Below are 22,210 nucleotides of genomic sequence, written 5' to 3' on the forward strand. Positions count from 1 at the left end.
GGCTCACGACCCCGCGAGGATCTGGTACGCGAGCCGCGCCGCGAGCGCGAGCGAGACGAGCAGCACGACGGAGCGGATGAGCTGCTCTCCGCCCTTGACGGCCGCGCGCGCGCCGAGGACGCCGCCCACGGCCTGCGCCACGGCCATCGGGAGCGCGAGGCGCCAGTCGATCCGTCCTGCCAGCGCGAAGCTGACCATCGCCGCGAGGTTCGAGGCGAAGTTCGCGACCTTCGCGTTCGCGGTGGCGCGCGTGAGGTCGTCCCCGAACACCGTCGTGTAGAGCAGGATGAGGAACGTGCCCGTGCCCGGCCCGAAGAAGCCGTCGTAGGCGCCGATCACGAGCGCGATCACCGCGGCCGTCGCGAGCGGGCGTCGCGTGGCGATCGCCCACGGCTCGCGCGCAGGAGGCGGCGTGCCCTCGCTGGTTTGCTCCTTCGGCCTGCGCCGGCCGCGCGCCGCGAAGAAGACGGCGACGCCGATGAGGAGCACGAGCACGATCGGTCGAAGCACCTCGGCGCGCGCGGCCAGGAGCGCGCGCGCGCCGGCCGCGGAGCCGAGCCCGGCGGCGAGGAACGTCGGCCAGAAGCGCTTCTTGTCGACGCGACCCGCGCGCACGAAGGAGAGGAGCGACGCGCCCGAGCCGAAGACCGCCTGCCCCTTGTTCGTGCCGAGCGCGAGGCGCGGATCGGCGATCGCCACGAGCAGCGCGGGCACCGTGAGCAGGCCGCCGCCGCCGGCGATCGCGTCGATCAGACCAGCGGCGAGGGCCACGCCGCAGAGGAGCGGGAGGACGATCACGAACGCGAGGTGCTTCTACCGAAGCGCGAACGTGCTGTCACTCGGCGTCGGCGGACGCGAGCGCCGCCGCGCTCGATCCGGAAGCGACGACACGCTCCCGCGCCTGCGCACTCTTCACGGCGGTGAGATCGATCGGCGAGAAACGCGCCTCCGACGGCCCGCCGAAGAGCTCCAGCCGGATGGCGCGATGGGGCGGCGCGACGCCACCTTCGCCGCAGATCACGGCCGCGATCTCCGACGACTTCGCCGCGCCCGAGCCCGTGATCTCCACGAAGACGTCGAGCGTGACGAGGTCGCCGCGTAGCCCCGCGCGCGCGAGCGCGTCACGCGCCTCCGCGCCGCCCACGTCGACCGAGAGCAGGTACTTGCGCACGTCGACGATCTTGCCGATCCCCTCGATCTCGCGGCGGATCGGCAGCGACGAGGCGGCCATCGCCGCGCGGCACGCCTCGGCGAGCGTCTCCTCGGCGGTTTGCCCCGGCGGCACCACGAGCGCCGAACGCGCGAACGCGAGCACGTACCGCGCGCCGCGGATGACGCGCGAGATCGCCGCGTCCTCGGCCCCGAGCAGCGCGGCGCCGCGGAACCGGAGGCCCGACGGGCTCGCGCCGTTCATCCGCTCGACGAGCGACGCGACCTCGGCGGGCTCGAGCACGCGCGAGAGCCGGACGTCGGCGTACTCGTCGAGGCTCGCGACGCCGAGCGAGAGCGCGGGCGAGAAGATCATGTCGGGCTTCGGGTGGAAGCCCTTCGTGTAGACCATCTCCTCGCCGACGCGCCGGAACACGCGCGGCAGCTCGCGCACCACGTCGAGGTGCCCGAGCAGCGCCATCGCGCCCGTCTTCTCGAACCGGATGCGATACCGATGTCCGCCGCGCCCCTTCATCGGCGGCACCTTTGCCTTCACCGGAACCGGCGCCTCCTCGATGAGCTCATCCGCTTCCGCTTCGCCGTTCGCCACGGGCGGCGTCGCGACCGGCGCAGGCGCCGCTGCTTCCGTGACCAGCGGCAGCCGCTTCTTGTCCGCCCCGAGCTTGCGGAGGAAATCGACCCGCTCGCTGCGCATCTGCGTCATGTCGCAGGCCACGCCGCAGTCGTAACAGACGAGCCTGCGTTGATCGGCGAGCGCGTCCTCCACGTTCGTGTGGTGCACGAACGTGCCCGCCACCTTCCCGCACGGCGGGCTGAGCCGGTTCTGCAGCGCCTTCCGGTACTCGCGCGCCAAAAAACCTTCCTCGAGGCCGACGTCGATGTGGTCCCACGGCAGGCGCGCGGTCACGGGGATCGTGCCGAGGAAACGCGAGCGATCGGTCCCGAAGAACGTGAACGCCTCCTCCCACACGTCGAGCCGGAGCCTGTCGTCCCACGAGTCGAAGCGCGCGCCGTTCCGGTACGCGCGCTCGAGCACGTCACACAAGCTTCGATCTCCGCGCGCGAAGATCCCTTCGAGCACGCTCGCCTCGGCGCCGTGCGTCCGGAGCTTCACGTTGCGGTGGTTCTTCACCGTTTGTCGCAGGAGGTCCTGCTTGCGCGCGACCTCGGAGAGCGCGTCCATCGCGGCCCACTGGAACGGCGTGTGGGGCTTCGGCACGTGCGTCGAGACGCTCACCGTCACCTCCACGTTTTTCTTGCCGATCTTGCGCCCCACGCCGGCCGTGCGCGCGCCCATCTCCACGATCCCGACGACGTCGCTGTCCTCCTCGGTCGGCAGGCCGATCATCGAGTAGAGCTTCATCCGGTCCCAGCCGCGCGAGAACGTCCGCTCGGCCGTCTCGAGGAGCTGCTCCTCGGTGACGTTCTTGTTCACCACGTCGCGCATGCGCTGCGTGCCCGCCTCCGGCGCGAACGTCAGGCCCGTCGCGCGCACGCGCTTGAGCTCGTCGAGCAGATCCGGCTCCAGGCCGTAGGCGCGGAGCGACGAGACGCTCATGCTCACCCGCTCCTTCGCGAGTTTGTCCGCGACCTTCTTGATCAGCGGCGAGATACACGAGACGTCCGCCGTGCTGAGCGCCGTCAAGGACACCTCGTCGTTGCCCGACGCGCGCACCGCCTCGAGCACCGTGTTGACCACCTGCTCCGGGTCACGCTCACGGATGGGCCGGTAGATCATGCCCGCCTGGCAGAAGCGGCACCCTTCGGTGCAGCCGCGCGCGATCTCGATCGACACCCGGTCGAAGATCGCCTCCGGCCCGCCCGTCGGGCTCACGGCGGGGAACGGATACTGGTCGAGGTCCACGAGCGCGCGATCGATCGGCAAGGGCAAACCCGGCTCGATCGGCGCGACCACGATCTGGAACCCCGTCTCGGGATCGACCTCCGTCCGGTAGAGCGAGGGCACGTAGACCGCGCCGAGCTTCGCGAGCGCCACGAGCCGCTCGCGCCGCGGCACGCCGTCCTTCTTCAGCCGCGCCCACAGGAGCGCCACCGCGGTGGCCTTCTCCTCGCCGTCGCCGATCACCACCGCGTCGACGAACGCGCTCAGAGCCTCCGGGTGCGTCGCCACCGGCCCACCTGCGATGACCAGCGGATCGTCCTCGCCGCGGTCCGACGAGCGCAGCGGCACGCCGCCGAGGTCCAGCATGAGCAGGACGTTCGTGAACGTGAGCTCGAACTGGAGCGAGAACCCGACCACGTCGAAGTCTCGCAACTTCCGTTTGTTCTCCAAGGAGACGAGCGGGATGTTCCGGCTGCGCAGCTCGGCCTCGACGTCCTTCCACGGCGCGTAGCAGCGCTCGGCGAGCGTGCGCGGATCGTCGTTCAGGATCTTGTAGAGGATCTTGAAGCCGAGGTGGCTCATCCCGATGTCGTAGACGTCGGGGAACGCGAGGCAGACCTTCGCCTCCACGGACGACCAGTCCTTGACGACCGAGCCGACCTCGCCGCCCGTGTAACGCGCGGGCTTCTCCACCCGGTCGAGGAAATCTGCGTACGGGTGGCCATCGAGAATCGCGGGGGCATCTGCCATGGGAAAACCTTTGCGGGCGGGTTCTCTCGGGTAGCACGCAAGGACCCGAGCGAGAAGGAACGCTCGCACCGAAGCACACGCATGGGCACGCCGGGTTGCACGGGCTGCAAGTGGCGACTAGGTTGCTCGCCCTCGTGTCAAGGCGTTTCGAGCTCGTCTCAGGCTTCACCCCGTGTGGCGACCAACCTCGCGCGATCGAGGAGATCAGCGGAGCTTTCGCCCGGTCCGAGAAATTCCAGTGCCTGCTCGGCGTGACGGGCAGCGGCAAGACGTTCACGGCGGCCAAGGTCATCGAGCGCCTCCAGCGCCCGACGCTCGTCCTCGCCCCGAACAAGACGCTCGCGGCCCAGCTCTACGGCGAGATGCGCGAGCTCTTCCCGAACAACGCCGTCCACTACTTCGTCAGCTACTACGACTACTACCAGCCCGAGGCGTACGTCCCTTCGAGCGACACCTTCATCGAGAAGGACGCCATCATCAACGACGCCATCGACCGGATGCGCCACGCCGCCACGCACGCGCTCCTGTCCCGGCCGGACGTGCTCATCGTCGCCTCCGTGAGCTGCATCTACGGCATCGGCTCGGCCGAGAGCTACCACGGCCTGCTCATCAAGATGGAGCGTGGCCAGGAGCTCCGCCGTGACGAGCTCCTCCGCCGGCTCGTCGACATCCAGTACGATCGCAACGACATCGACTTCCACCGCGGCACCTTCCGCGTGCGCGGCGACGTCGTGGAGATCTTCCCCGCGTACGAGGAGACCGTCGCCATCCGCGTCGAGTTCTTCGGCGACGAGATCGAGGCCATCAAGGAGGTCGACCCCGTTCGCGGCAAGGTGCTCGGCACGCTCGACCGCATCGCGATCTACCCCGGCTCGCACTACGTCACCGAGCAGCAGCAGCTCCGCAGCGCCATCGCCTCCATCCGCGAGGAGCTCCGCGATCGGCTCGACTTCTACGACAAGGCCGGCCGCTTCCTGGAGAAGCAGCGCATCGAGCAGCGCACGATGTACGACCTCGAGATGCTCGAGCAGATGGGCTTCTGCAACGGCATCGAGAACTACTCGCGCCATCTCTCGGGCCGGAAGCCTGGCGAGCCTCCGCCCACCTTGATCGACTACTTCCCGAAGGACTTCCTCCTCATCATCGACGAGTCGCACCAGACGATCCCGCAGTGCTCGGCGATGTACCGCGGCGACCGCGCGCGCAAGGAGACCCTCGTCGAGTACGGCTTCCGCTTGCCGAGCGCGCTCGACAACCGTCCCCTCAAGTTCGACGAGTTCGAGGGGCACTACCACAACGTCCTCTTCGTCAGCGCCACGCCCGGCGACTACGAGATCGAGAAGACCGGCGGCGTCGTCGTCGAGCAGATCATCCGCCCGACGGGCCTCACCGATCCGCAGATCACGGTCCGCCCCGTCGCCGGCCAGGTCGACGATCTGCTCGAGCGCATCCGCGAGCGCGTCTCGTGCAACGAGCGTGTCCTCGTCACCACCTTGACCAAGCGCATGGCCGAGGATCTCACCGAGTACTACACGGAGCTCGGCGTGCGGGTCCGTTACCTGCACTCGGACATCGACACGCTCGAGCGCGTGGAGATCCTCCGCGATCTGCGGCGCGGCGAGTTCGACGTGCTCGTCGGCATCAACCTCCTGCGCGAGGGCCTCGACCTGCCCGAGGTCTCGCTCGTGGCGATCCTCGACGCCGACAAGGAGGGCTTCCTCCGCAGCCCGCGCTCGCTGATCCAGACGATCGGCCGCGCGGCGCGTAACGTCCGCGGCGAGGTCATCATGTACGCCGATCGCGAGACGGTCGCGATGCGCTACGCCATCCAGGAGACGGACCGCCGTCGCGCCGTGCAGACGGCGTACAACGTCAAGCACGGCATCACGCCCGCGACGGTCACGAAGGCGATCCTCGATCTCTCGCCGACCTCCGGCGCGCGTGACTACTACGCGGTCCCCAAGGGCAGCGCGAAGGGCGCGGGCCCCGGGGGCAAGGACGCGGCTCCCACCGGCGCCGATCTCGCCGAGCGCATCGAGGCGCTGCGCCTCGAGATGTTCGCCGCTGCCGAGAACCTCGAGTTCGAGAAGGCTGCGCGCCTCCGGGATCAGCTCCGCGTGCTCAAGGGAGAGCTCGCGGAGTCGGGCGAGGAGGTCGCGCCTCCCGCGACGAAGGCCAAACCTCGACCGAAGGCCAAGGGCAACGGGGCGAAGGCTTCGAGCGCTTCGAGCGGCGGCGGCGCGAAGAAGGCGGGCGCGCGTGGCGGGGCGAGCACAGGCCGAGGCCGCTACCGCTGAGCGGCGGCGGGCCTCTCGCTCGCCCTCACGCGTTCACTCCACGCGCTTGATCTTGGGGATGTAGCTCTGCGGGGTCGGGCTGCTGTCGGCGCCCTTCGCTTCGAGCTCCTCGACCTCGTGGTGCACGCGCGAGACCTCCTCGACGAGGGCGCCGACCTCGAGGCCCAGCGTGCCTTCGGGCGTGTCGCGTAGCTGATCGAGGGCGAGCTCGAGGAGCTGCGCTGCACCGCCTGGGCTCTTGGCGCGATGCAGCTTGTGCATGGCCGTGGCGACCAGGACGAGGCCCTTGACGAGCTCGCGGGACGGGTCCGACTCCGGCCGGGTGCGGCGGTAGTCCTCCCAGAGCTCGTGCGCGTCGTAGAAACGTCCGGCGCGGTAGGCGTCGAGGCCGTTCTGGAAGAGCGTCTCCGGGTCTTTCGACGGCGGTGACACGCGTGGCTCGAGCACGGGCCCTGCGCCCACGCTGCTCAGCGGTGGGATGAAGGCGTCCTCGAGGTTCTTCTGGGCGACGGACAGGAGGCGCTTGATCTCGGCCAGGCAGGTACGCGTCGCGTCGCGGAACGTGGCGAGATCGATGCCGCCGTGTACGTCGGGCAGCGCGTCGAGCTTGAGCAGGGCCCGTTCGAGCAGGTGCACCGATCCGCGGAGCTCCGCGTTGTGACGAACCTTGTGCATCGCGTTCGTCACTTGAATGATCGCCTGCAAGAACCGGCGGTTCGTCTCGTTTTGCTCGTCCTGGTAGACCTGCGTCCAGATGTCGTAGGCGTCGAAATGGCAACCTGCGCGGTACGCCTCGAGACCCCGATTGAAGGCACCTTCACGATCTTCGTTCGCGTCGTCGGCCATGGCGGCGTGGGAGACGATACACGACCAGGGTGGGGATTCAAAGGGCAGGTACGTGCTCCTGCACGATCCTCTCCGCGACCGGACAACCTCGTGCCACGCGCGCCCGCGGAGCGAGATCGTCGAAAATTCGACATGTCGGTCCACTCCGACAGCACGTGACACAGACCACGATGTCCGCATCACCATCGTGGATCACATGCCGGCTGCGACGAGGGAGCGCCGTCGAAGGCGGGTCCGATGCGCGGGCGAGCCGAGCGGCCGCGGCGCCCCGCGAGCCGAAATTGGCAATGGAAGGGTCGACGATTGCAATGGCGTCCTCCCCCGACGCGGGCGTGCGCCTGCGCGTGATGTGTGTGGACCTCCGGTCCGTTCGGGGCTACACCTCCCAGGTGACGAAGGATCAAGGGCGACAGGCGCGGCGAGAACGTAAAAAACGCAAGGAGCCTGCCGCGAAGGGCTCGTGGGGCAGCCTCGCCGCGGCGATCGGCGCCGTCGTGATGCTCGGCGTTTTGCTCTACGGCTCCTGCAAGGGGGAAGACCCGACCGCCTCGGTGAGCCCCGAGCCTGCGCCCACCGCTCCCGCAGCTCCCCCCGCCGTCACGACCGCGCCTGCCCCGGCTCCCGCAGCGCCCCGCGGAAATGGGACAAAAGGCGAGAACTGGAACGACGCCCAGATCCCCTGGCAGAGCTACGAGGCCGGCATGGCCCGCGCCAAGTCCGAGAACAAGCCGGTCTGTCTCGTCTTTTACACGTCCTGGTGCCCCCATTGCCGCAATTACGCGAACGTCTTCCACGACCCGCGCATCGTGGCGCGCGCCCGTGATTTCGTGATGGTCCGCGTGAACCCCGACGACGAGGCCGCGATCGGCGACCGGTACGCGCCCGACGGCTCCTACGTCCCGCGCACGTTTTTCCTCGCCCCGGATGGCGCGCTCCTGGCCGACGTCCACGCGCCGCGGCCGAAATTCTTGCATTTCTACGACGAGAACGACCCGGCCTCGCTCCTCGGCGGCATGGACGCCGCCCTCCGCAAGCTCGCGCGGCCCATGTGATCACACCTCCGGATCCAGATCCGGACGGCGCTCCCCCATTCCGATCCCCCACCCCATCGAATACCGCGCGTTGATCTCGCAGCGCGGATTGAACTGCAAGCTCCCCTTTTCGTCCCGCCAGCGGAACGCATCCACGCCAAACGGCCCGAAATACCCCGCCGCCGCGAGCGCCGCGCCCGCCTGCGCGAGGGCCTCGGCGAACCGCTCGGTCTCCTCGCGCCCGAGCTCGCCGGGCTTCGCGGGCCGCGTCGACAGCCACGTCCCGTCCGGCGCCGTCTCCTGCCACGTCGGCTCGCCCATCCACAGCCGCCCCTCCCGCGAGACGAACCCGTGCCAGCCGAAATCGGCCTCGCGCAGGACCCACGGCTCCACCACGAGCGCGCCGAACGAGCGCAAGGACGCCTCGATCCACGCGCGCGCCGCGCCGAGCACCTCGTCCTCCCGCGCCCGCCGCCGCCCGCGCCCCGCGAATCCGTGCGGCCTGCGCAGGAGCCAGTTGCCGCCCGGCGAAGGCGCCGCGAGCGCCTCGCGCACCTCCTCGAGCGTCGTCGCGATTCGTTGCCCTGGCAAGGTCGCCCCGAGCGCGAGCGAGAATCGCCGATCGTTCACCCGCCGCAGCACCTCGTAGGACGGCGCCTCGGGCACACGCGCCCCTGCCTGCGCGAGCGCGAGGAGCGCGCGTGGCGTCGGCAACCACGCCTTTCCCGCGGCCCCCTCGGCGCGCCGCGCCTCGTCTGGCGCGCCAAACAGCACGAGATCGTCCGGACGAACCAATGCTCCGAGCCGCCCCACGAGCTCCGGCATCCGCGCGCGCGCCTCGGCCCCCAGCGTCCGGCGCGCGTCTTCGAGCTCGACCTCAGCGCCGAGGTTCAGGAGCCACGCGTTTCGGGGGTTTGGGGGCGTAGCTCGGCCTGTCCGAGCGTAGCCCCCAAGCGTCAACGGGGCGCCCATTTGTCGAGCTCCTGCAAGAACGGCTCGGGGAAACCTGCACGAATGCGATCTGCTCGATTGAGCGGCGACCCCCGCATCACCATCGGCGAGAGCGGCTCCGGCAGATGCGCCCGCCACGCCTCGAAATCGAGCCCCTCGGTGAACCTGCGGAACCACCGCAGCCCGAAGGCCACGTGCGGCACCTCCTCGGCGCAGACGATCTCCTGGATCCGCGCCCCCTCCTCGTCTCCGATCGCGCGAAATCGCTCCGCGAAACGCACCGTATGGTCGAGGTTGCCCCCTTCGAGCCCCATCCCCATCACGGCCGCGAAATGCGCCGGCGACGTCGAGCGTGGCACCCGCTCCCAGAACCAATCCCGCACCGGAAACTCCCCGAACGCGTGCCCGAGCCCCTCCATGTACCGCGCGTACATCGCCATGTGACGGATCTCGTCCCCGGCGATCTGCAAGAGCCCCTTCTTGAACGCCTGCGGCGCCTCGGGGAACGCGAGCAGCGCCCACGCCATCAGCTCGGCGGCCTGCAATTCGTGATGCAGGAACGTGTGCACGAGCTCTGCCCTCCGCGCCGGGTCCCGGATCGCGTCCGGACCCGGCGACTTGCGCGCCCGTTTCACGATGACGAGCGAGCTCGGCCTGCCTGGCCGCTCGATCCGCCGCGCGGGCGCCGCCTCCTCCCATCCCGCGGGCACCGGCGGCGGGGCGAGCTTGTGCGCGAGCGATTCGCTCGTCACGTATTCGTAGGCCCAGCGCTCCGCCGTCCCTTCCGGCGGGATCGGGATGTTCATCACGCCTGACTCGTCAGTTCTTCATCTCCACGCCGCGCCCGGGCGGGAGCGGATCCCATCGTAACGAATCTCCGACCAGCGTCGAGATCCTTTTCGGCCGCCCCCCGTCGAGCCGCATCACGTAGAGCCCGGGCCCCTCGCCCGACGTGCGCGTCGAGAAAAACGCGACGAGCCGCCCGTCGGGGCTGCACGACGGATAACCATTGCGACCTTGCCCCTGCGTCAGCCGCACCATGCCTCGCCCGCGCTCGTCCGTCGAGACCAGGTCCGTATCCTTGCCGACCCCCACCGCGAAGACCGCCCGCACCCCGTCCGGGTGATTGCAGAACGTCGGCGCCGACGCGAAGAGCCCGTCCGGCGAGATTGGTTTGTCCTCCACGTAGATTCTCTGCCCGAAGCGCCCCTCGCCCGAATAGGCGAGCTTGCCGCTCGGCGTGAACGCCGGCCGCAGGGCCATGCCCACCTCGCTCGCGGGCGAGAGGCTCGCGAAATCCGGGCCCACGAACACCTTGATCGTGCTCCCGTCCGCGATCGACACGGCCACGCGTGACCGATCCCGCGAGAACGCGAGCCCGTACACCGAGCCCTTGATCGGCATGTCGACGACCTTCCCGCTCGCCGTCCGGATCCGGTATTCCCCGTTTTGCGCGCTCGAGGCCCAGTAGAGCTCCTCGCCTCTCCCGAACGCAGGCGCCACCGCGATCTCATCGACCGGCGAGACCGGCTTCGGATCGTGCCCGTCCGCGTCCACCGTGAAGACGCGCCGGAGCTTTCCCATCCCCGTGACGAACGTCATCCGGCTGGCGAACCCGCCGTTTTGCCCCGTCAGCGCCCCGATCACGAGGTCCGAGATCCGGTGGGCCTCCTCTCGCAGATCCGAGGCGGGGATCAAAAATCGTTTGTCGAGGACCGCCGCCGCCCCGTGCCGCACGAGATACACCCGCGCCCGGAGCTCCACCTTGCCCTCGGCCGGCAGGGGCCGCGCGCGCGCCTCCACGAGCGCCTCGACCTTCTTCTTCGCCCAGATCGACACATCGAGGTCCCGCGCCCCCCACGCCTCCTCGGGCGCGTCGTCGTCCGAGAGCACCTCGAATTCGCCGGAGAGCTCGAGATCACGCCTCGCCACGCTCCGCATGATCACGTCCTCCTCGTCCCAGCTCGACGAGGGCAGGACCGCGATCCGCGGCAGAGGCCGCGTCGCGCCCGCGACCACCACGATGTTCCCGAGCAGATCCTCCGGGTTTGGCGGGGCGTCCCCGGGCGGGGGCGCGGGTTCGTCCGCGACCGCGCCCTTCGATGCGCCGATCGAGAGGGACGAGAGGGCGAAGGCGAAAAGCAGGATCTTCTTCAATCGCATAGCGAAGGCGTGCAGGTGAAGGTCAACGATATCTGGCTCTGAACGATGTCCGGGTAATTCTCGGGCGGGGGCGGCAATTCCTCCCCCCTCGCGCTCTCCAGCGCGGACCGCGCCGCGGCGTCGAACGCCGCCTGGCCGCTCGATACGATCGCGAAGCTCGCGACCGACCGACCGCCCGAGAGCGTCACCGTCGCGGCGACGCGGAACTTCGTGATCTCCTCGGGGGACAAACCCGACCCCGAGACGCGGAACCTGCGGCTGAACCAGCCCCGGATCTTCTCCCGGTAGATGTCCACCGCGCGCGCCTTCAGCGGATCCATCTCCGTCCCGCCGCGCACGCCGTCCTCGTGGCCTTTTTCATCCACGTTCGGCGGCGGCTCCACCTTCGCAGGCTCCTCGGCGATCGGCGTCTCGACCACCTTCGCGAGCTCCGCGTCGGGCGGCGGCACGGGCGTCTTCGCCTCGGCGACCTCGATCTCTTTCGGCGGAATGGCCTCCTCGGTCTTCTCCGCCTTCGTCGAGACGAACGCTTTTTCCTCCACGCGGCGCTTCGCGCGAGGCTTCAGCCACCTGTCCGGCAGCTTCGCCGGATCCCGCTTTCCGCCGAGCTTCAAGGCCGGCGCCGCGTCGAGATCGAGCACGGGCACCACCTTCACCGGAATGCTCGGCCCCTTGTCGATCTCCGGCGCCAGCGCCGGACGATCGAGGTCCGCCGCGCGCAGCAAAAAGAGCGCCCCGCCTTGCATCGCCACCGCGCAGATCACGGCGATCGCGATCTCGTGCGTCCTGAAATCGCCCTTGGGTCGCGCCGCCGCGTCCGCGCTCACCGCGAAGCCTCCCGCGCCTCGTCCGGCTCCGGCTCGACCAGCAAATTGAGCCCGAGCACGCCCGCCGAGCGCGCCGCCGCGACCACACGTGCCACGGCCGCGTACCGCGCGTCCTTGTCGGCGCGGATGTAGAGCTCTTTTTCTTTTTGCACCCGCGGGTTCGTCGCGAGCACGTCCTCCACGCTCGCCGTCACGTCGTCCTCCCCGAAGAGGATTTTTTCCTCCTTGGTCACCGTCACGACGAGCTTCGTGTCCTTGACGGGCGCCTCCGTGGCCTCGACTTGCGGCAATTCGACCCGCAGCCCCGACGCGAGCAAGGGCGCCGTCACCATGAACACCACGAGGAGGACGAGCATCACGTCGACGAGCGGCGTGATGTTGATATCGCCGAACCCTTTTCCCCGGCTCCGCCTTCCCCCGCCGCTCGACATGGCCATCGGTCGTCCTCCTTTTCGTCGAAATGCGGCTCAGGGGCCTTGCGGGCCCGGCTTCGGGAGCGTCGCCGGCACCTCGGCGACGAGCGCGACCCAGCCCTCGCTCGCCGCCTCGATCGCCGAGAGCAGCGCGTCGATCCGCTTGTTCAGCGCGTTGTAGGCCACGACCGCCGGGATGGCCGCCGCGAGCCCGATCGCCGTCGCGATCAACGCCTCGCCGATCGCCGGCGCCACGACCGGCAGGCTCGCGCTCTTCGCCTGCCCGATCCGCAAGAATGCATCCATGATCCCGTACACCGTGCCGAACAGGCCGACGAACGGCGCGGCCGCGGCGATCGTGGAGAGCGAGGCCATCAGCGAGCCGGCCCGCTGCTCCTGATCGACGAGCGCGCGTTTGGCCACGGAGTCGAGCAATTTCGGGCTGCCCGCGCGCTTCCCGAGCTCGAGCACGACCACGGCGCCCGGCGCGTCCTGATAACGGCTCGCCGCGGCGAAGAGCGCGTCCGCCGAGAGCGCGTGCTTCGCCTCCTGCTCGAAGCGCCGCTCCGCGCGGCTCAACCGGCCGATCTGGAGCATCTTCAGGAGCGCGATGACCCAGACCATGACCGCCGCGGCGACCAGCATCCAGACCACGACGAACACGGGCCCGGACGCGTGCAGGACGAGCGAGACCGGATCCAGGCGGATCGGCGCCGCGGCGTTTTCGAGGGGCGTATCGATCATGGTTTTTCCTCTTCAGTCGGCGAGATACACGTCGACCTTGCGATCCTGGGCCCAGCCCTCCTCGTCGACCCCGCTCGCCTCGATTTCCCCGCGCGACGACGTCTCCAGGCGCGACTTTTCGAGCCCCTTCTTGCCCAGGAAGTCCGCCACGTTGCCGGCCCGCTTCTGGCCGAGGCCGAAGTTGTATTCGGTCTCCCCGCGCGGATCCGCGTGGCCCACGAGCTTCATTCCTTTGCCGGCGAGCGGGCCCGTCGTGAAGCACCGGGCGAGCGCCTCGAGCGCCTTCGTCGCCTCCGGCTCGACCTCCGACGAGTCGAACGCGAAGCGCGCCCGCGGGATGTCGCCGCACACCTTCAGGATACGATCCTCGATGTGGACCGACCCGGCCGTCGGCGTCGCCTTGTCCTTTTTCACGGGCGCGGCCTGAGCGGCCACGGCGGGAGGCTCGGTGGCCGCGAGGTTCGCCGGCAGGGCCACGGCGGCCGTGTTCGGCGCGGCGACGGGGTCCGAGCCACAACCGATCGAGAGCGCGGCGAGCGTGGTGCTGAGGAGGGTGACGACCTTGAAACGCGACATGATTCCTCCGGCGGGACGCCCCCGGCGTCCATCGACACGGCGCTTACCACGTCGCGCTGGTTCGGGCACAAATTTGGCGAAAGCCGACGACTGGGTATAGAGGCCATGATCGCAGCCCTCTTGACGTGAAGTGCGGAGAGCGCCTACTCCTCTTGGGCTCTCCTCGGAGGACCCCGACCATGCCGATTCCCCGTATCCTCGAAGGCCACCTCACGCTCCCCGTGATTGGCGCGCCCATGTTCATCGTCTCCGGCCCCGAGCTCGTCATCGCCCAGTGCAAGGCCGGCGTCGTCGGCTCCTTCCCGGCGCTCAACGCGCGCCCGAAAGAGCAGCTCGAGGCGTGGATCGTGCGCATCAAGAACGAGCTCGCCCAGCACCGCGCGGAACACCCCGGGGCGCGCGTCGCGCCGTTCGCCGTCAATCAGATCGCGCACCGCTCCAATGACCGGCTCGAGCACGACGTCGAGGTCTGCGTCCGGCACGAGGTGCCGATCATCATCACGAGCCTGCGCCCGCCGGCCGAGATCGTGAAGGCCGTGCATTCCTACGGCGGCATCGTGCTCCACGACGTGATCAACGTGCGGCACGCCGAGAAGGCGGTCGAGGAGGGCGTGGACGGCCTCATCCTTGTCTGCGCCGGCGCGGGCGGCCACGCCGGCACGCTCTCGCCGTTCGCGCTCGTCAACGAGGTGCGCCGCTTCTACCAGGGCACGATTTGCCTCGCCGGCGCGATCTCCACGGGCCGCGACGTCCTCGCCGCGCAATCGTTCGGCGCCGACCTCGCCTACGTCGGCACGCGCTTCATCGCGACCGAGGAGGCGAACGCGATGCCCGAATACAAGAAGATGCTCGTCGAGACGACGGCGAAGGACATCGTGTATTCGTCCCTCTTCACCGGCATCCACGGCAATTACCTGAAGCCCGCCGTCGCGAACAATGGCCTCGACCCGGACAACCTCCCCTCCGCGGACAAGTCCACCATGAACTTCGGCTCCGGCGGCAACATGGCCGCGAAGGCCTGGCGCGACATCTGGAGCGCGGGTCAGGGCGTCGGGAGCATCACGGACGCGCCGCGCGTCGAGACGCTCGTCGGCCGCATGCGCGCCGAATACGACGCCGCGTACGCGGACCTCGCCGGCCGGGCCGCGGCGTTCCGCGGATAGGTCTGTCCTGCCAGTCTTTCAGGCCACGCGCGGCTTCGCCACGACCGCGCGCTCCCCCTTCGCGAGCCCCTCGCGCGGGATCCCGAGCCGCTCCCGCAGATCCCCGAGCGGCATCTCCAGGAGCTCGTCGAGCGTCATGCCCTGCCGGTAGAGCGCCCTCGCCGTCCTCGCGTCCTCGTATGCCTTCCACATACGACGCGGCGCGAGCACGACACCCAGCATCGCGGCCGATACGTTCAGGAAGTACACGACCCACGTCTCGCATCCGCCCATGAGCTCCCATAAACCGATCTCCGCCTCGCCCGTGAGATCGACGCCATACCCCGTCGCCACGTGGTGCAGGTCGTGCAGCGGGATCGCCCAGCGCCGCGGCGGCGGGTTCGGCAGCGTCACCTTGAACCTCCCGCCGAGGATCAACAACGAAAACGTCTCGGCCGTGTATTCGTCCGTGGTGAAGCCGTTCTCCGCGAGATACGCGTCGCGCGCCGCGCGCACGGTGAGCGTGGGAGGCAGCGGGCGATCACGCGGGAAGAGGGGCGACGGAGCGGCGTCGTGCATCGAATCGAAGGCCGTGGTCGTCATCGTGATCTCCTTCATTCCAGAAACAGCCGCGCCTCGGCGCAGGACCGCGTGTGGGGGTCGAATTCGAGCAGCCCGATCCCCCGCCGCCGGGATCCCAAGGCCGTGAGCGAGCACCGGAACGCCGTGAAAAACCCGGCGGAGATCGGCGCGTCGACCTCGAGCGACGCGCCCTGCCCGAGGGCGTTCAAGAGGCCATGGGACGAGAATCGCTCGCCCGGATCGATCTCGATCCGCGGCTCGTCGTCCACGAAGAGCCCCCGGAGCCCCGCGAGGTCGCGCTCTCCGATCCCGCGGGCGAGCTCCCGCGCCGCCTCGTGCCCTCGCTCGAAGATCCCCCGCCAGAGCCCCTCGAGGTACGTCGACACGCTGGAAAAACCCTGGATCGCCAGCATTCTCCCCGTGAGCTGCGTCATCGCGATCAGCGTGCGCGGCCCGCCTCTTAGCGCGCTCATGGTCACGCCGCGCAGCGCCCAGAAGGCCCGCATCCGCTTCACGCGCAGCGCGCCCGAGACCTCGCCGAGCTCGTAGATCAAATACGCGGGCAGCTCCACGCGCGCGCCGTTCGGCGTGCGCGTCTCGATGTTCACGTCGCGCACCACCGTGAGCCCTTGCACCACGTCCGCGAGCACCTCGAAGCGGATGTCGTTCGGGGCGATGTAGACGTCGTAAAACCGCCCGAGCTCGTCGTCGCCGTCGCGCCCGTCCGCGCCCTTGCGCGCGGGCGGGCCGCCCACCGGGTCCTCGACGACCGCGCCGTCCGCGAAGAGCCCCACCCAGCCTGCCTTGTCGTGCGCCGCCACGCGGTCGGGGGAGCTCTTCACGACCGCGTGCACCTCGTCCCGGCTCCATTCCATGGCCCTCGCGTATATCACGAACGGGCCGGGCAGGGGCAGCAGGAACGAGGGCTCTGCGCGGGGCTCGCGCGCCGCCCTCCCTGGCCCTATGCGTCTCGCGGAAGGGAGGGAGAGAGGCATGGCGAAAGACGGCAATGGTCACGCGGCGGCGATGCGAAAGCTGAGGCGGCTCGTGAAGGGCATCCGCGTGGCGATGATGACCACGACCACCGAGGACGGCACCCTCCACAGCCGCCCGATGGCCACGAGCGAGGCCCTCGACGAGGACGGCGCGCTCTGGTTCTTCACGTCCGCGGAGACCGAGAAGGTGCGCGAGATCAACGCCGACCACCACGTCAACGTCGCCTACTCCGACCCCGAGAACGATCGATACGTCTCGATCACGGGAATGGCTCGGGTCGTCCGCAACAAGGAGAAAATGCAAAAACTCTGGAGCCCGATGTTACGCATCTGGTTCCCGCGTGGCCTCGACGAGCCCGACATCGCGCTCCTTCGTGTCGAGGTCGAGCGCGCGGAGTACTGGGATCCCTCGGCGGGCCTGCTCTCGGCCATCGTGAGCCGCGTGCGCTCGGCCGTGACCGGCAATCCGGGTTTTCCGGCGCGGCACGGCCGGATCGACCTCCGGCCCGAGGAGGAGACGCAACGCGCGGCCTGAGGGCCTCGAAAGGAGCCGTCACGATACGAGGCGGATCCCCACGGGCAACCCCTCGCCATAAAAGGCCGCCCGATCCGCCTCCTCCACCGCGACGACCTCCCGCACGGCCTGCACCCATTCCTCGCGCGCGCCCGCGGCGACGAGCCTCCGCTCGACGTCGCGGCGCACCCGCTCCGACACGTCCCGCGCGCGGTCGCCCGTCAACCTGGCCATTTCCATCGCCGCCCGCGGCGCCGTGGGCATCTCGGCCCATTTCTCGCGCAGGAGGTGGTCGAGCCAGCGCTCGGCCACGTTCGGCGGGATGACGTGGTGCGCGCTCGCATACGCGGGCACCCGCGCGCCGATGCGCCCGATCGCCGCCCAGATCCGCGGATCCCGCTCGGTCCAGGTCCGCTCCAGCAAATACCCGCCGAGCTCGGTCCGCCGCCCGGGTGGCGCGCGCTCCAGGGACGAGGCGAGGTCCACGACGTCCGCGTCGGGCTCGGCGCGGATGCCCTTGGGTTTCTTCAATCGCTTCTCGCTCGGCGCGAGGAACGGATCGACGAGGTCGCGAATGGCCACCTGCGCCGCCTCCTCGAGCCCGCCCGCGATGCGCCGCCAGGCGATCCAGAAATGCTGCCAGGTGCGCGCCTCCTGCGCGAACACCACGCGCTCGTGGAAAAGCGAAAAAAGGTTCGCCGCGCGCTCCTCGTCGAGCACGTGCCCGAAGCCGGGGCGGAGCGTGTACCCGGCGAGCTGCCAGAAGACACGCTCGTGATCGGCCGAGCGCCGCCGGCCCTTGTGACCCGGCCATAACACGTCGAAGAGGGCGCGGTTCGTCTCGGCCGTCCACGTGGGCCGCTCGCCGAGGATCCGCTCGAGCTCGCGCACGAGGTCCTTCACCTCGCGCGGCGTGACGTCCGCCCGGCCCTTGCCATAGATGCGCGCGATCGCCTCGCGCGCGTCCTCCAATCGTTTGCCCCCGACCGGCGCGCTCGGCCGCGTCGATTTGCCCGAGGAGACCCCGCCTTCGGTCTCCACGGCGGTGTCGGGGCTCGTCTCGCGTAGATCCCAGGTCAAACGAAAACGCCGGCCTGCGTCGGCGCCGGTCTCGACGCAGGCGAGCTCCAGCGTGCCAATCGCGCTGAGCTCGCCCGCGAGCGAGACGGTCACCTCGCCGGGACGCGCGCCCGGCTCGAAGGCCGAGGAGACGGGCGGTAACGCGGAGAAACGCTCCAGATCCGGCGTGACGACCGCGCCCGGCAGGTCGAGCGCCTCGTCCGACGTGTACATCGGGAATCGCGCGGGCCGGCCGACCGTGAGGGAGAACGTTCGTCCGGGCACGTCATAACGGATGCCCTCGCGCGCGCCGCGCGGGACCACGCAGACGGCCTGCCGCTGCCCCGAGGCCCCCGCCGAGAGGCCCAGGTAATACCCGCGCGCCGAGCCGCCTCCAATACGCACGCCCCGACCGAGCAGGGACAGGCCATACACCACGGCGCCACGCGCGACGGCGAGATCCGGGTCCGCGTGTGGCAGGATCTCCGGACGAGAGGCGCCCCAGGCCCCGATCGCGTCGGCGAGCCGCTCGGGGATACGTTTGGCGCGAAAGACGCCGCCGTTCAGGAGCAACGCGTGCGGCGCGGGCGCGCCGGGGGCGTGGCGCGCGAAGAAATGGGCGACGTGGCGGGTGATGGCGACGTCCCGCTCGTACGGCAGGCCGAAGGCGACGAGCGCGCTGCCGCCGCGGCGCGGGCGATCGGCGAGCGAGGCGGGCGGCAAGAAGCCGTCGAGCACGACCCGCTCGGCCTCCTCACGCGCGAGGCGCGTGGAGAGCGCGGAGCCAATGAGGCGCGCGCCCTTCCCGAGCACGGTGACCGCGACGTCCTCCGGAGGATCCCCGCCGAGCAGCCTCTCTTTCGCGGCCCGGCAGGCGAGCACGAGCTGACCGAAGCGCGCCGGGGGCAACCGATCCGGCGATTCCACGAGGCGGCTCTCGCAGAGGTGCGCGAGCGCGAGGTCCATGTTGTCGCCGCCGAGCAGGAGGTGTTTTCCCACGGCGACGCGCTCCACTTCAATGGCCCCGCGTTGTTCGCCCGGACGAACACGAATCAGGGAGAGATCCGTGGTCCCTCCGCCGACGTCGCAGACGAGCACGAGCGCCTCGCCGCCGCTCCGCTGGCAAAGCGCCGCGAGCTCGTCCTTGCCGGCCCGGGCCATGTAATCGTAAAAGGCGGCCTGCGGCTCCTCGAGCAGCCGCACCTCGAGCCCGGCGCGCCGCGCGGCCTCCACCGTGAGCTCACGCGCGTCCTCGTCGAACGACGCGGGCACGGTCAAGACGACGTCCTGCTTCTCCAGCGGATACGCGAGGAACGCCTCGTTCCACGCGCGCTTGATGTGCAAGAGCAGCCGAGAAGCCGCGTCGACCGGGGACAGGCGAGGCAATGCCTCGTCGTCCTCGCCCGCGCCCCAAGGCAAAATGGGCGCGGTGCGATCGACGCCTGCGTGCGCGAGCCAGCTCTTCGACGAGGCGACGAGCCTGCCCGCGACCTCACCGCCGCGCCGCCGCGCGTGGACGCCGAGCACCCAGGGCGCGTCGCCGAACGGATCGGGCAGCACCTCCCCGGAAATGGGCGCATAAAGAAACGACGGAAAGAGCGGCTGGGCCTCGACCTCGCCGGCGCTCACGAGCTGGGGGACCGGAAAGACCTCGGGCGCCGCGGCGCTCGCCGGGTCGGCCCAGGCGACCACGGTATGTGTCGTGCCGAGATCGATCCCGACGATACGCCGCGCGCTCATGGCAAAAACCTATCCCTCCACGGCGACCTCGCCGCCGTGCGCGCGAACGCCGAGCTCCACTTTCCACTTCTCGCCCGGCTTCTGGGGCTCGATCGGCACGGCCTCGACGAGCAAGGTCCCGACCTCGGTGACGCTCGACCGGAGCCGCACGGGCACGACGTCCCCCTCGCGACGACCGTCGGCCGGCAAGGTGACCTCCATGGGCGAGAGCTCGTCGAGCTCGCCCTCGCCCCACGATTCGAGCTCGAGCCCGGCCGGGTCGTCCCGGCGCACCGAGGAGCCGAAGAAACGAAATCGCACGGGCTCGCCGACCACCACGCCGAGCTCCTGCGGCGGCAAGGCCGCCTCGGTGCCCTCCTCCATGCCAAAAGGAGCGACACAAAGCGCGGTGATCGGCGGCTCGATGCCGGGCACGGCCGGCACGGCGCTCTCGATGCCCACGTAATACGCCCGCGCCGTACCGCCACGAATACGCAGACCCCGGCCCTTGCGCACGAGCCCGTACGTGGCCGCGCCCCGCGCGACGGCGAGGTCGAGATCGGCCGCGGGCAACACCCGCACCGGCGCGCCGCCGTCCGCTTCGAGCCAGGTATTCAAGGTGGAGACGATCCGATCGACGAGGACCTTGCCCTTCATCACGCCGCCATTGAAGAGCAAGACCGTCGGGTGCAGGAGCGTGTTCTCCTTCGACCCCTCGCGCCGCGGAAACCCTTCGATCCGATCGAGCGCGCGCGCGTGCCTGCCGAGGAACGCGGCGAGGTGGCGGGTGACGCCCGGGTCCTGCGCATACGGCAAGCCGAGCTGGGTGAGGCCGCCGCGCGCGCGTTGCGCGGGGCGGGCATTGCCCGCGACGACCGGAAAGAACCCGTCGACGAGGATCTTCGCGACCTCGGCCTGCAAGAGCTCGGTCCGGAGCGACGCGCCGAGCAGCTTCGCGCCGCGGCTCGGCACGACGACGGGCAAGCTCGGGATCGACGCGTCCGAGAGGAGGCGCTCCTTGGCCACACGCGCCGAATGCGTGAGCGCGATCATCTGCCACCGATCGAGCTCCTTGCCCTCCGCGACGAGCTTCTGCCGCGCGACGTGGGCGAGCGCGAGATCCATGTTGTCGCCGCCGAGCAAGATGTGATCCCCCACGGCCACGCGCTCGAGCGCGAGCGAGCCATTCACCTCGGTCGCGGCGATGGCCGAAAAATCGGTGGTGCCGCCGCCGACGTCGACGACGAGGATCACGTCACCGGGGTGGATGTATTTGCGCCAGTCCTCCCCCGCGGCGTCGATCCAGGCATAAAGCGCGGCCTGCGGCTCCTCGAGGAGCGTGAGGTCCTCGAACCCGGCGAGCCCCGCGGCCTCGACCGTGAGATCCCGCGCGGCCGCGTCGAAGGAGGCGGGCACCGTGAGCACGATCTCCTGCTCGGGGAGCGAAAACTCTTTGCCGTGTTTGTACAACCAGGCCTCGGCGAGGTGCTCCAGATATCGCCACGAGGCCTCGACGGGCGAGATCTTCTCGACATCCTCGGGCGCGCCGAGCGGGAGCAGCGCCGATCGCCGATCCACGCCGGCATGCGAGAGCCAGCTCTTCGCGCTCGACACGAGCCGGATGGGCGCGTCGATGCCCCGCGTGCGTGCATATTCACCCACGACGAAGGTGCGCTCGGCGTCCCAGGGCAAACCCTGTGCGCCCTCGCTCTCGTGGGCGGCGTAATAAAACGAAGGCAGGAGGGTGCGCTCCTCCTGCGTGCCGCGGGCGACGAGCTGGAGAATGGGGAGGACGTCGGGGCGGGCGCTCGAAGCGGCGGTCTCGGCGAACGCGAGGGCCGAATGGGTGGTGCCGAGATCGATACCAACGACAAAACGAGCGGTCACAGCTCCACCTCCGCGGGCGCGAGGATCTTGGGGTCGTGGCCCTCCGTGGGGGTGGGCAGATGAATTTCAAGGGCCCTCCAGCCCCGATGCTGGACGGTGCCCCGATAAGGAGGTTTGCCCTGCACGTTGCCGGTGAGCTTGACCTCGGCGGGAGAGAAGCCAGCTTCGAGGGTGACCTTTTGCCCCTCGTCCTCGCTGCGCACGGGCGTGATCTTCACGTGCTCGCGCAGGGCCTTGCGGCACCCCTCGTGGACGACGCGGACGGCCGCGCCGATCTCGGCGTCGGGGAAGGTGGCGATGTCCTGCTCCAGGAAATCGACGAGCCTGCCTTCTCGCTGGAGGAGGGCGAGGAGGGAGAGGGCCGAGGAGAGGTCGGGCTCGGCGGGCTTTTTCGGCTCCGGTTTCTTGGCCTTTTCGGGGAGCTTTTCGGGCTCGGGCGCAGGCGGCGGGAGAGCCCGGACGGTGGCGTTGAAGGCGCGCGCCGCGAACCGGCCATCGAAGAGGACACGTACCAGGCAGGCGAAGGCGAACCAGAGCCGTGTGCTGAGAGGGAGCGGGACTTCTTCGGACACGCGGGAAGGGTAACGCGTGCTGCGCGAAGGTGGGAGTTTCCGGCGAGCGGGTTTTGTCGAGGCTGGGGGGAGGTAGCGGGAGCGGAGGTTCAGACTGGACGATCGGCGCGGGGGAGGCGGGGAAGGGCG

At 69.9% G+C, this 22,210-nt stretch carries 19 protein-coding genes; 4 read left to right on the top strand and 15 right to left on the bottom strand.

Annotated features, from left to right (window positions below):
* Positions 1-3: 3 nt before the first annotated feature.
* Together GF068_RS13860 and GF068_RS13865 are read right to left on the bottom strand one after the other, a co-directional pair.
* Positions 4-798 (bottom strand): TSUP family transporter, encoded by a 795-nt coding sequence (locus GF068_RS13860; protein WP_338046378.1) that lies wholly within the window; start codon positions 796-798, stop codon positions 4-6.
* 37 nt (positions 799-835) lie between these two features.
* Positions 836-3,763 carry a TIGR03960 family B12-binding radical SAM protein gene (locus GF068_RS13865; RefSeq protein WP_153819808.1) on the bottom strand — a complete coding sequence of 976 codons (2,928 nt, stop codon included), beginning with the start codon at positions 3,761-3,763 and terminating at the stop codon, positions 836-838.
* Positions 3,764-3,897: 134 nt separating this feature from the next.
* Here GF068_RS13865 and uvrB point away from each other — a divergent pair, with 134 nt between their 5' ends.
* Complete coding sequence (gene uvrB / locus GF068_RS13870; protein ID WP_338046379.1) at positions 3,898-6,060, top strand: excinuclease ABC subunit UvrB; 2,163 nt, start codon at positions 3,898-3,900, stop codon at positions 6,058-6,060.
* A 33-nt stretch (positions 6,061-6,093) separates the two neighbouring features.
* Here uvrB and GF068_RS13875 read toward each other — a convergent pair whose 3' ends face one another.
* Positions 6,094-6,906 (bottom strand): DUF309 domain-containing protein, encoded by an 813-nt coding sequence (locus tag GF068_RS13875; protein ID WP_170319467.1) that lies wholly within the window; start codon positions 6,904-6,906, stop codon positions 6,094-6,096.
* A 308-nt stretch (positions 6,907-7,214) separates the two neighbouring features.
* Here GF068_RS13875 and GF068_RS13880 point away from each other — a divergent pair, with 308 nt between their 5' ends.
* On the top strand, positions 7,215-7,958 hold the full coding sequence (locus GF068_RS13880) for a thioredoxin family protein (RefSeq protein WP_153819810.1): 744 nt from the start codon (positions 7,215-7,217) through the stop codon (positions 7,956-7,958).
* On the opposite strand, the gene GF068_RS13885 is transcribed toward GF068_RS13880, so the two are convergent.
* The 7 genes from GF068_RS13885 to GF068_RS13915 form a co-directional block, all read right to left on the bottom strand.
* A complete protein-coding gene (locus tag GF068_RS13885) occupies positions 7,959-8,762 on the bottom strand; it encodes a hypothetical protein (protein ID WP_153819811.1) in 804 nt (267 codons plus the stop codon). It lies immediately after the preceding gene.
* Positions 8,763-8,893: 131 nt separating this feature from the next.
* Positions 8,894-9,694, bottom strand: coding sequence for a ferritin-like domain-containing protein (locus GF068_RS13890; protein WP_153819812.1), 801 nt, complete (start codon positions 9,692-9,694; stop codon positions 8,894-8,896).
* Between the two features lie 13 nt (positions 9,695-9,707).
* Positions 9,708-11,051, bottom strand: a complete 1,344-nt coding sequence (locus GF068_RS13895; protein ID WP_153819813.1) for a PD40 domain-containing protein — start codon at positions 11,049-11,051, stop codon at positions 9,708-9,710.
* The gene (locus GF068_RS13900) at positions 11,042-11,878 is read right to left on the bottom strand and encodes a TonB C-terminal domain-containing protein (RefSeq protein WP_206079471.1); all 837 of its coding nucleotides are present in this window, start codon (positions 11,876-11,878) and stop codon (positions 11,042-11,044) included. The genes GF068_RS13895 and GF068_RS13900 overlap by 10 nt, the downstream gene beginning before the upstream one ends.
* Positions 11,875-12,315 carry a biopolymer transporter ExbD gene (locus GF068_RS13905; protein WP_170319468.1) on the bottom strand — a complete coding sequence of 147 codons (441 nt, stop codon included), beginning with the start codon at positions 12,313-12,315 and terminating at the stop codon, positions 11,875-11,877. Before GF068_RS13905 ends, GF068_RS13900 begins: the two co-directional genes overlap by 4 nt.
* Positions 12,316-12,345: 30 nt before the next feature.
* Positions 12,346-13,035, bottom strand: coding sequence for a MotA/TolQ/ExbB proton channel family protein (locus GF068_RS13910; RefSeq protein ID WP_153819814.1), 690 nt, complete (start codon positions 13,033-13,035; stop codon positions 12,346-12,348).
* A 12-nt stretch (positions 13,036-13,047) separates the two neighbouring features.
* Entirely contained in the window at positions 13,048-13,611 is a 564-nt protein-coding gene (locus GF068_RS13915; RefSeq protein ID WP_153819815.1) for an OmpA family protein, read from the bottom strand.
* Positions 13,612-13,790: 179 nt separating this feature from the next.
* Between GF068_RS13915 and GF068_RS13920 the strand changes: the two genes are divergently transcribed.
* Positions 13,791-14,774: an NAD(P)H-dependent flavin oxidoreductase gene (locus GF068_RS13920; protein ID WP_153819816.1), complete on the top strand. Its 984-nt coding sequence runs from the start codon at positions 13,791-13,793 to the stop codon at positions 14,772-14,774.
* A gap of 18 nt (positions 14,775-14,792) precedes the next feature.
* Here GF068_RS13920 and GF068_RS13925 read toward each other — a convergent pair whose 3' ends face one another.
* Both GF068_RS13925 and GF068_RS13930 read right to left on the bottom strand, forming a co-directional pair.
* On the bottom strand, positions 14,793-15,356 hold the full coding sequence (locus GF068_RS13925; protein WP_153819817.1) for a hypothetical protein: 564 nt from the start codon (positions 15,354-15,356) through the stop codon (positions 14,793-14,795).
* 11 nt (positions 15,357-15,367) lie between these two features.
* Positions 15,368-16,210, bottom strand: coding sequence for a nuclear transport factor 2 family protein (locus tag GF068_RS13930; protein WP_170319469.1), 843 nt, complete (start codon positions 16,208-16,210; stop codon positions 15,368-15,370).
* 118 nt (positions 16,211-16,328) lie between these two features.
* Here GF068_RS13930 and GF068_RS13935 point away from each other — a divergent pair, with 118 nt between their 5' ends.
* Positions 16,329-16,865, top strand: a complete 537-nt coding sequence (locus GF068_RS13935) for a pyridoxamine 5'-phosphate oxidase family protein (protein WP_153819819.1) — start codon at positions 16,329-16,331, stop codon at positions 16,863-16,865.
* Positions 16,866-16,883: 18 nt separating this feature from the next.
* Here GF068_RS13935 and GF068_RS13940 read toward each other — a convergent pair whose 3' ends face one another.
* The 3 genes from GF068_RS13940 to GF068_RS13950 are packed head-to-tail and all read right to left on the bottom strand — an operon-like array spanning position 16,884 to position 22,081.
* A complete protein-coding gene (locus GF068_RS13940; protein ID WP_153819820.1) occupies positions 16,884-19,643 on the bottom strand; it encodes a hsp70 family protein in 2,760 nt (919 codons plus the stop codon).
* 9 nt (positions 19,644-19,652) lie between these two features.
* The gene (locus GF068_RS13945; protein WP_338046380.1) at positions 19,653-21,509 is read right to left on the bottom strand and encodes an Hsp70 family protein; all 1,857 of its coding nucleotides are present in this window, start codon (positions 21,507-21,509) and stop codon (positions 19,653-19,655) included.
* The gene (locus GF068_RS13950) at positions 21,506-22,081 is read right to left on the bottom strand and encodes a DUF2760 domain-containing protein (protein ID WP_338046381.1); all 576 of its coding nucleotides are present in this window, start codon (positions 22,079-22,081) and stop codon (positions 21,506-21,508) included. Before GF068_RS13950 ends, GF068_RS13945 begins: the two co-directional genes overlap by 4 nt.
* Positions 22,082-22,210: the final 129 nt, after the last annotated feature.

Origin of the sequence: Polyangium spumosum (genome assembly GCF_009649845.1) — a bacterium.
Lineage (GTDB): Bacteria > Myxococcota_A > Polyangia > Polyangiales > Polyangiaceae > Polyangium > Polyangium spumosum.

Coding starts and splice junctions, on each gene's coding strand:
- GF068_RS13865 (WP_153819808.1), bottom strand. CDS start 3,763: ATGGCAGATGCCCCCGCGATTCTCGATGGCCACCCGTACGCAGATTTC.
- GF068_RS13875 (WP_170319467.1), bottom strand. CDS start 6,906: ATGGCCGACGACGCGAACGAAGATCGTGAAGGTGCCTTCAATCGGGGT.
- GF068_RS13880 (WP_153819810.1), top strand. CDS start 7,215: ATGGCGTCCTCCCCCGACGCGGGCGTGCGCCTGCGCGTGATGTGTGTG.
- GF068_RS13885 (WP_153819811.1), bottom strand. CDS start 8,762: ATGCCGGAGCTCGTGGGGCGGCTCGGAGCATTGGTTCGTCCGGACGAT.
- GF068_RS13890 (WP_153819812.1), bottom strand. CDS start 9,694: ATGAACATCCCGATCCCGCCGGAAGGGACGGCGGAGCGCTGGGCCTAC.
- GF068_RS13895 (WP_153819813.1), bottom strand. CDS start 11,051: ATGCGATTGAAGAAGATCCTGCTTTTCGCCTTCGCCCTCTCGTCCCTC.
- GF068_RS13905 (WP_170319468.1), bottom strand. CDS start 12,315: ATGGCCATGTCGAGCGGCGGGGGAAGGCGGAGCCGGGGAAAAGGGTTC.
- GF068_RS13910 (WP_153819814.1), bottom strand. CDS start 13,035: ATGATCGATACGCCCCTCGAAAACGCCGCGGCGCCGATCCGCCTGGAT.
- GF068_RS13915 (WP_153819815.1), bottom strand. CDS start 13,611: ATGTCGCGTTTCAAGGTCGTCACCCTCCTCAGCACCACGCTCGCCGCG.
- GF068_RS13920 (WP_153819816.1), top strand. CDS start 13,791: ATGCCGATTCCCCGTATCCTCGAAGGCCACCTCACGCTCCCCGTGATT.
- GF068_RS13925 (WP_153819817.1), bottom strand. CDS start 15,356: ATGACGACCACGGCCTTCGATTCGATGCACGACGCCGCTCCGTCGCCC.
- GF068_RS13930 (WP_170319469.1), bottom strand. CDS start 16,210: ATGGAATGGAGCCGGGACGAGGTGCACGCGGTCGTGAAGAGCTCCCCC.
- GF068_RS13935 (WP_153819819.1), top strand. CDS start 16,329: ATGGCGAAAGACGGCAATGGTCACGCGGCGGCGATGCGAAAGCTGAGG.
- GF068_RS13940 (WP_153819820.1), bottom strand. CDS start 19,643: ATGAGCGCGCGGCGTATCGTCGGGATCGATCTCGGCACGACACATACC.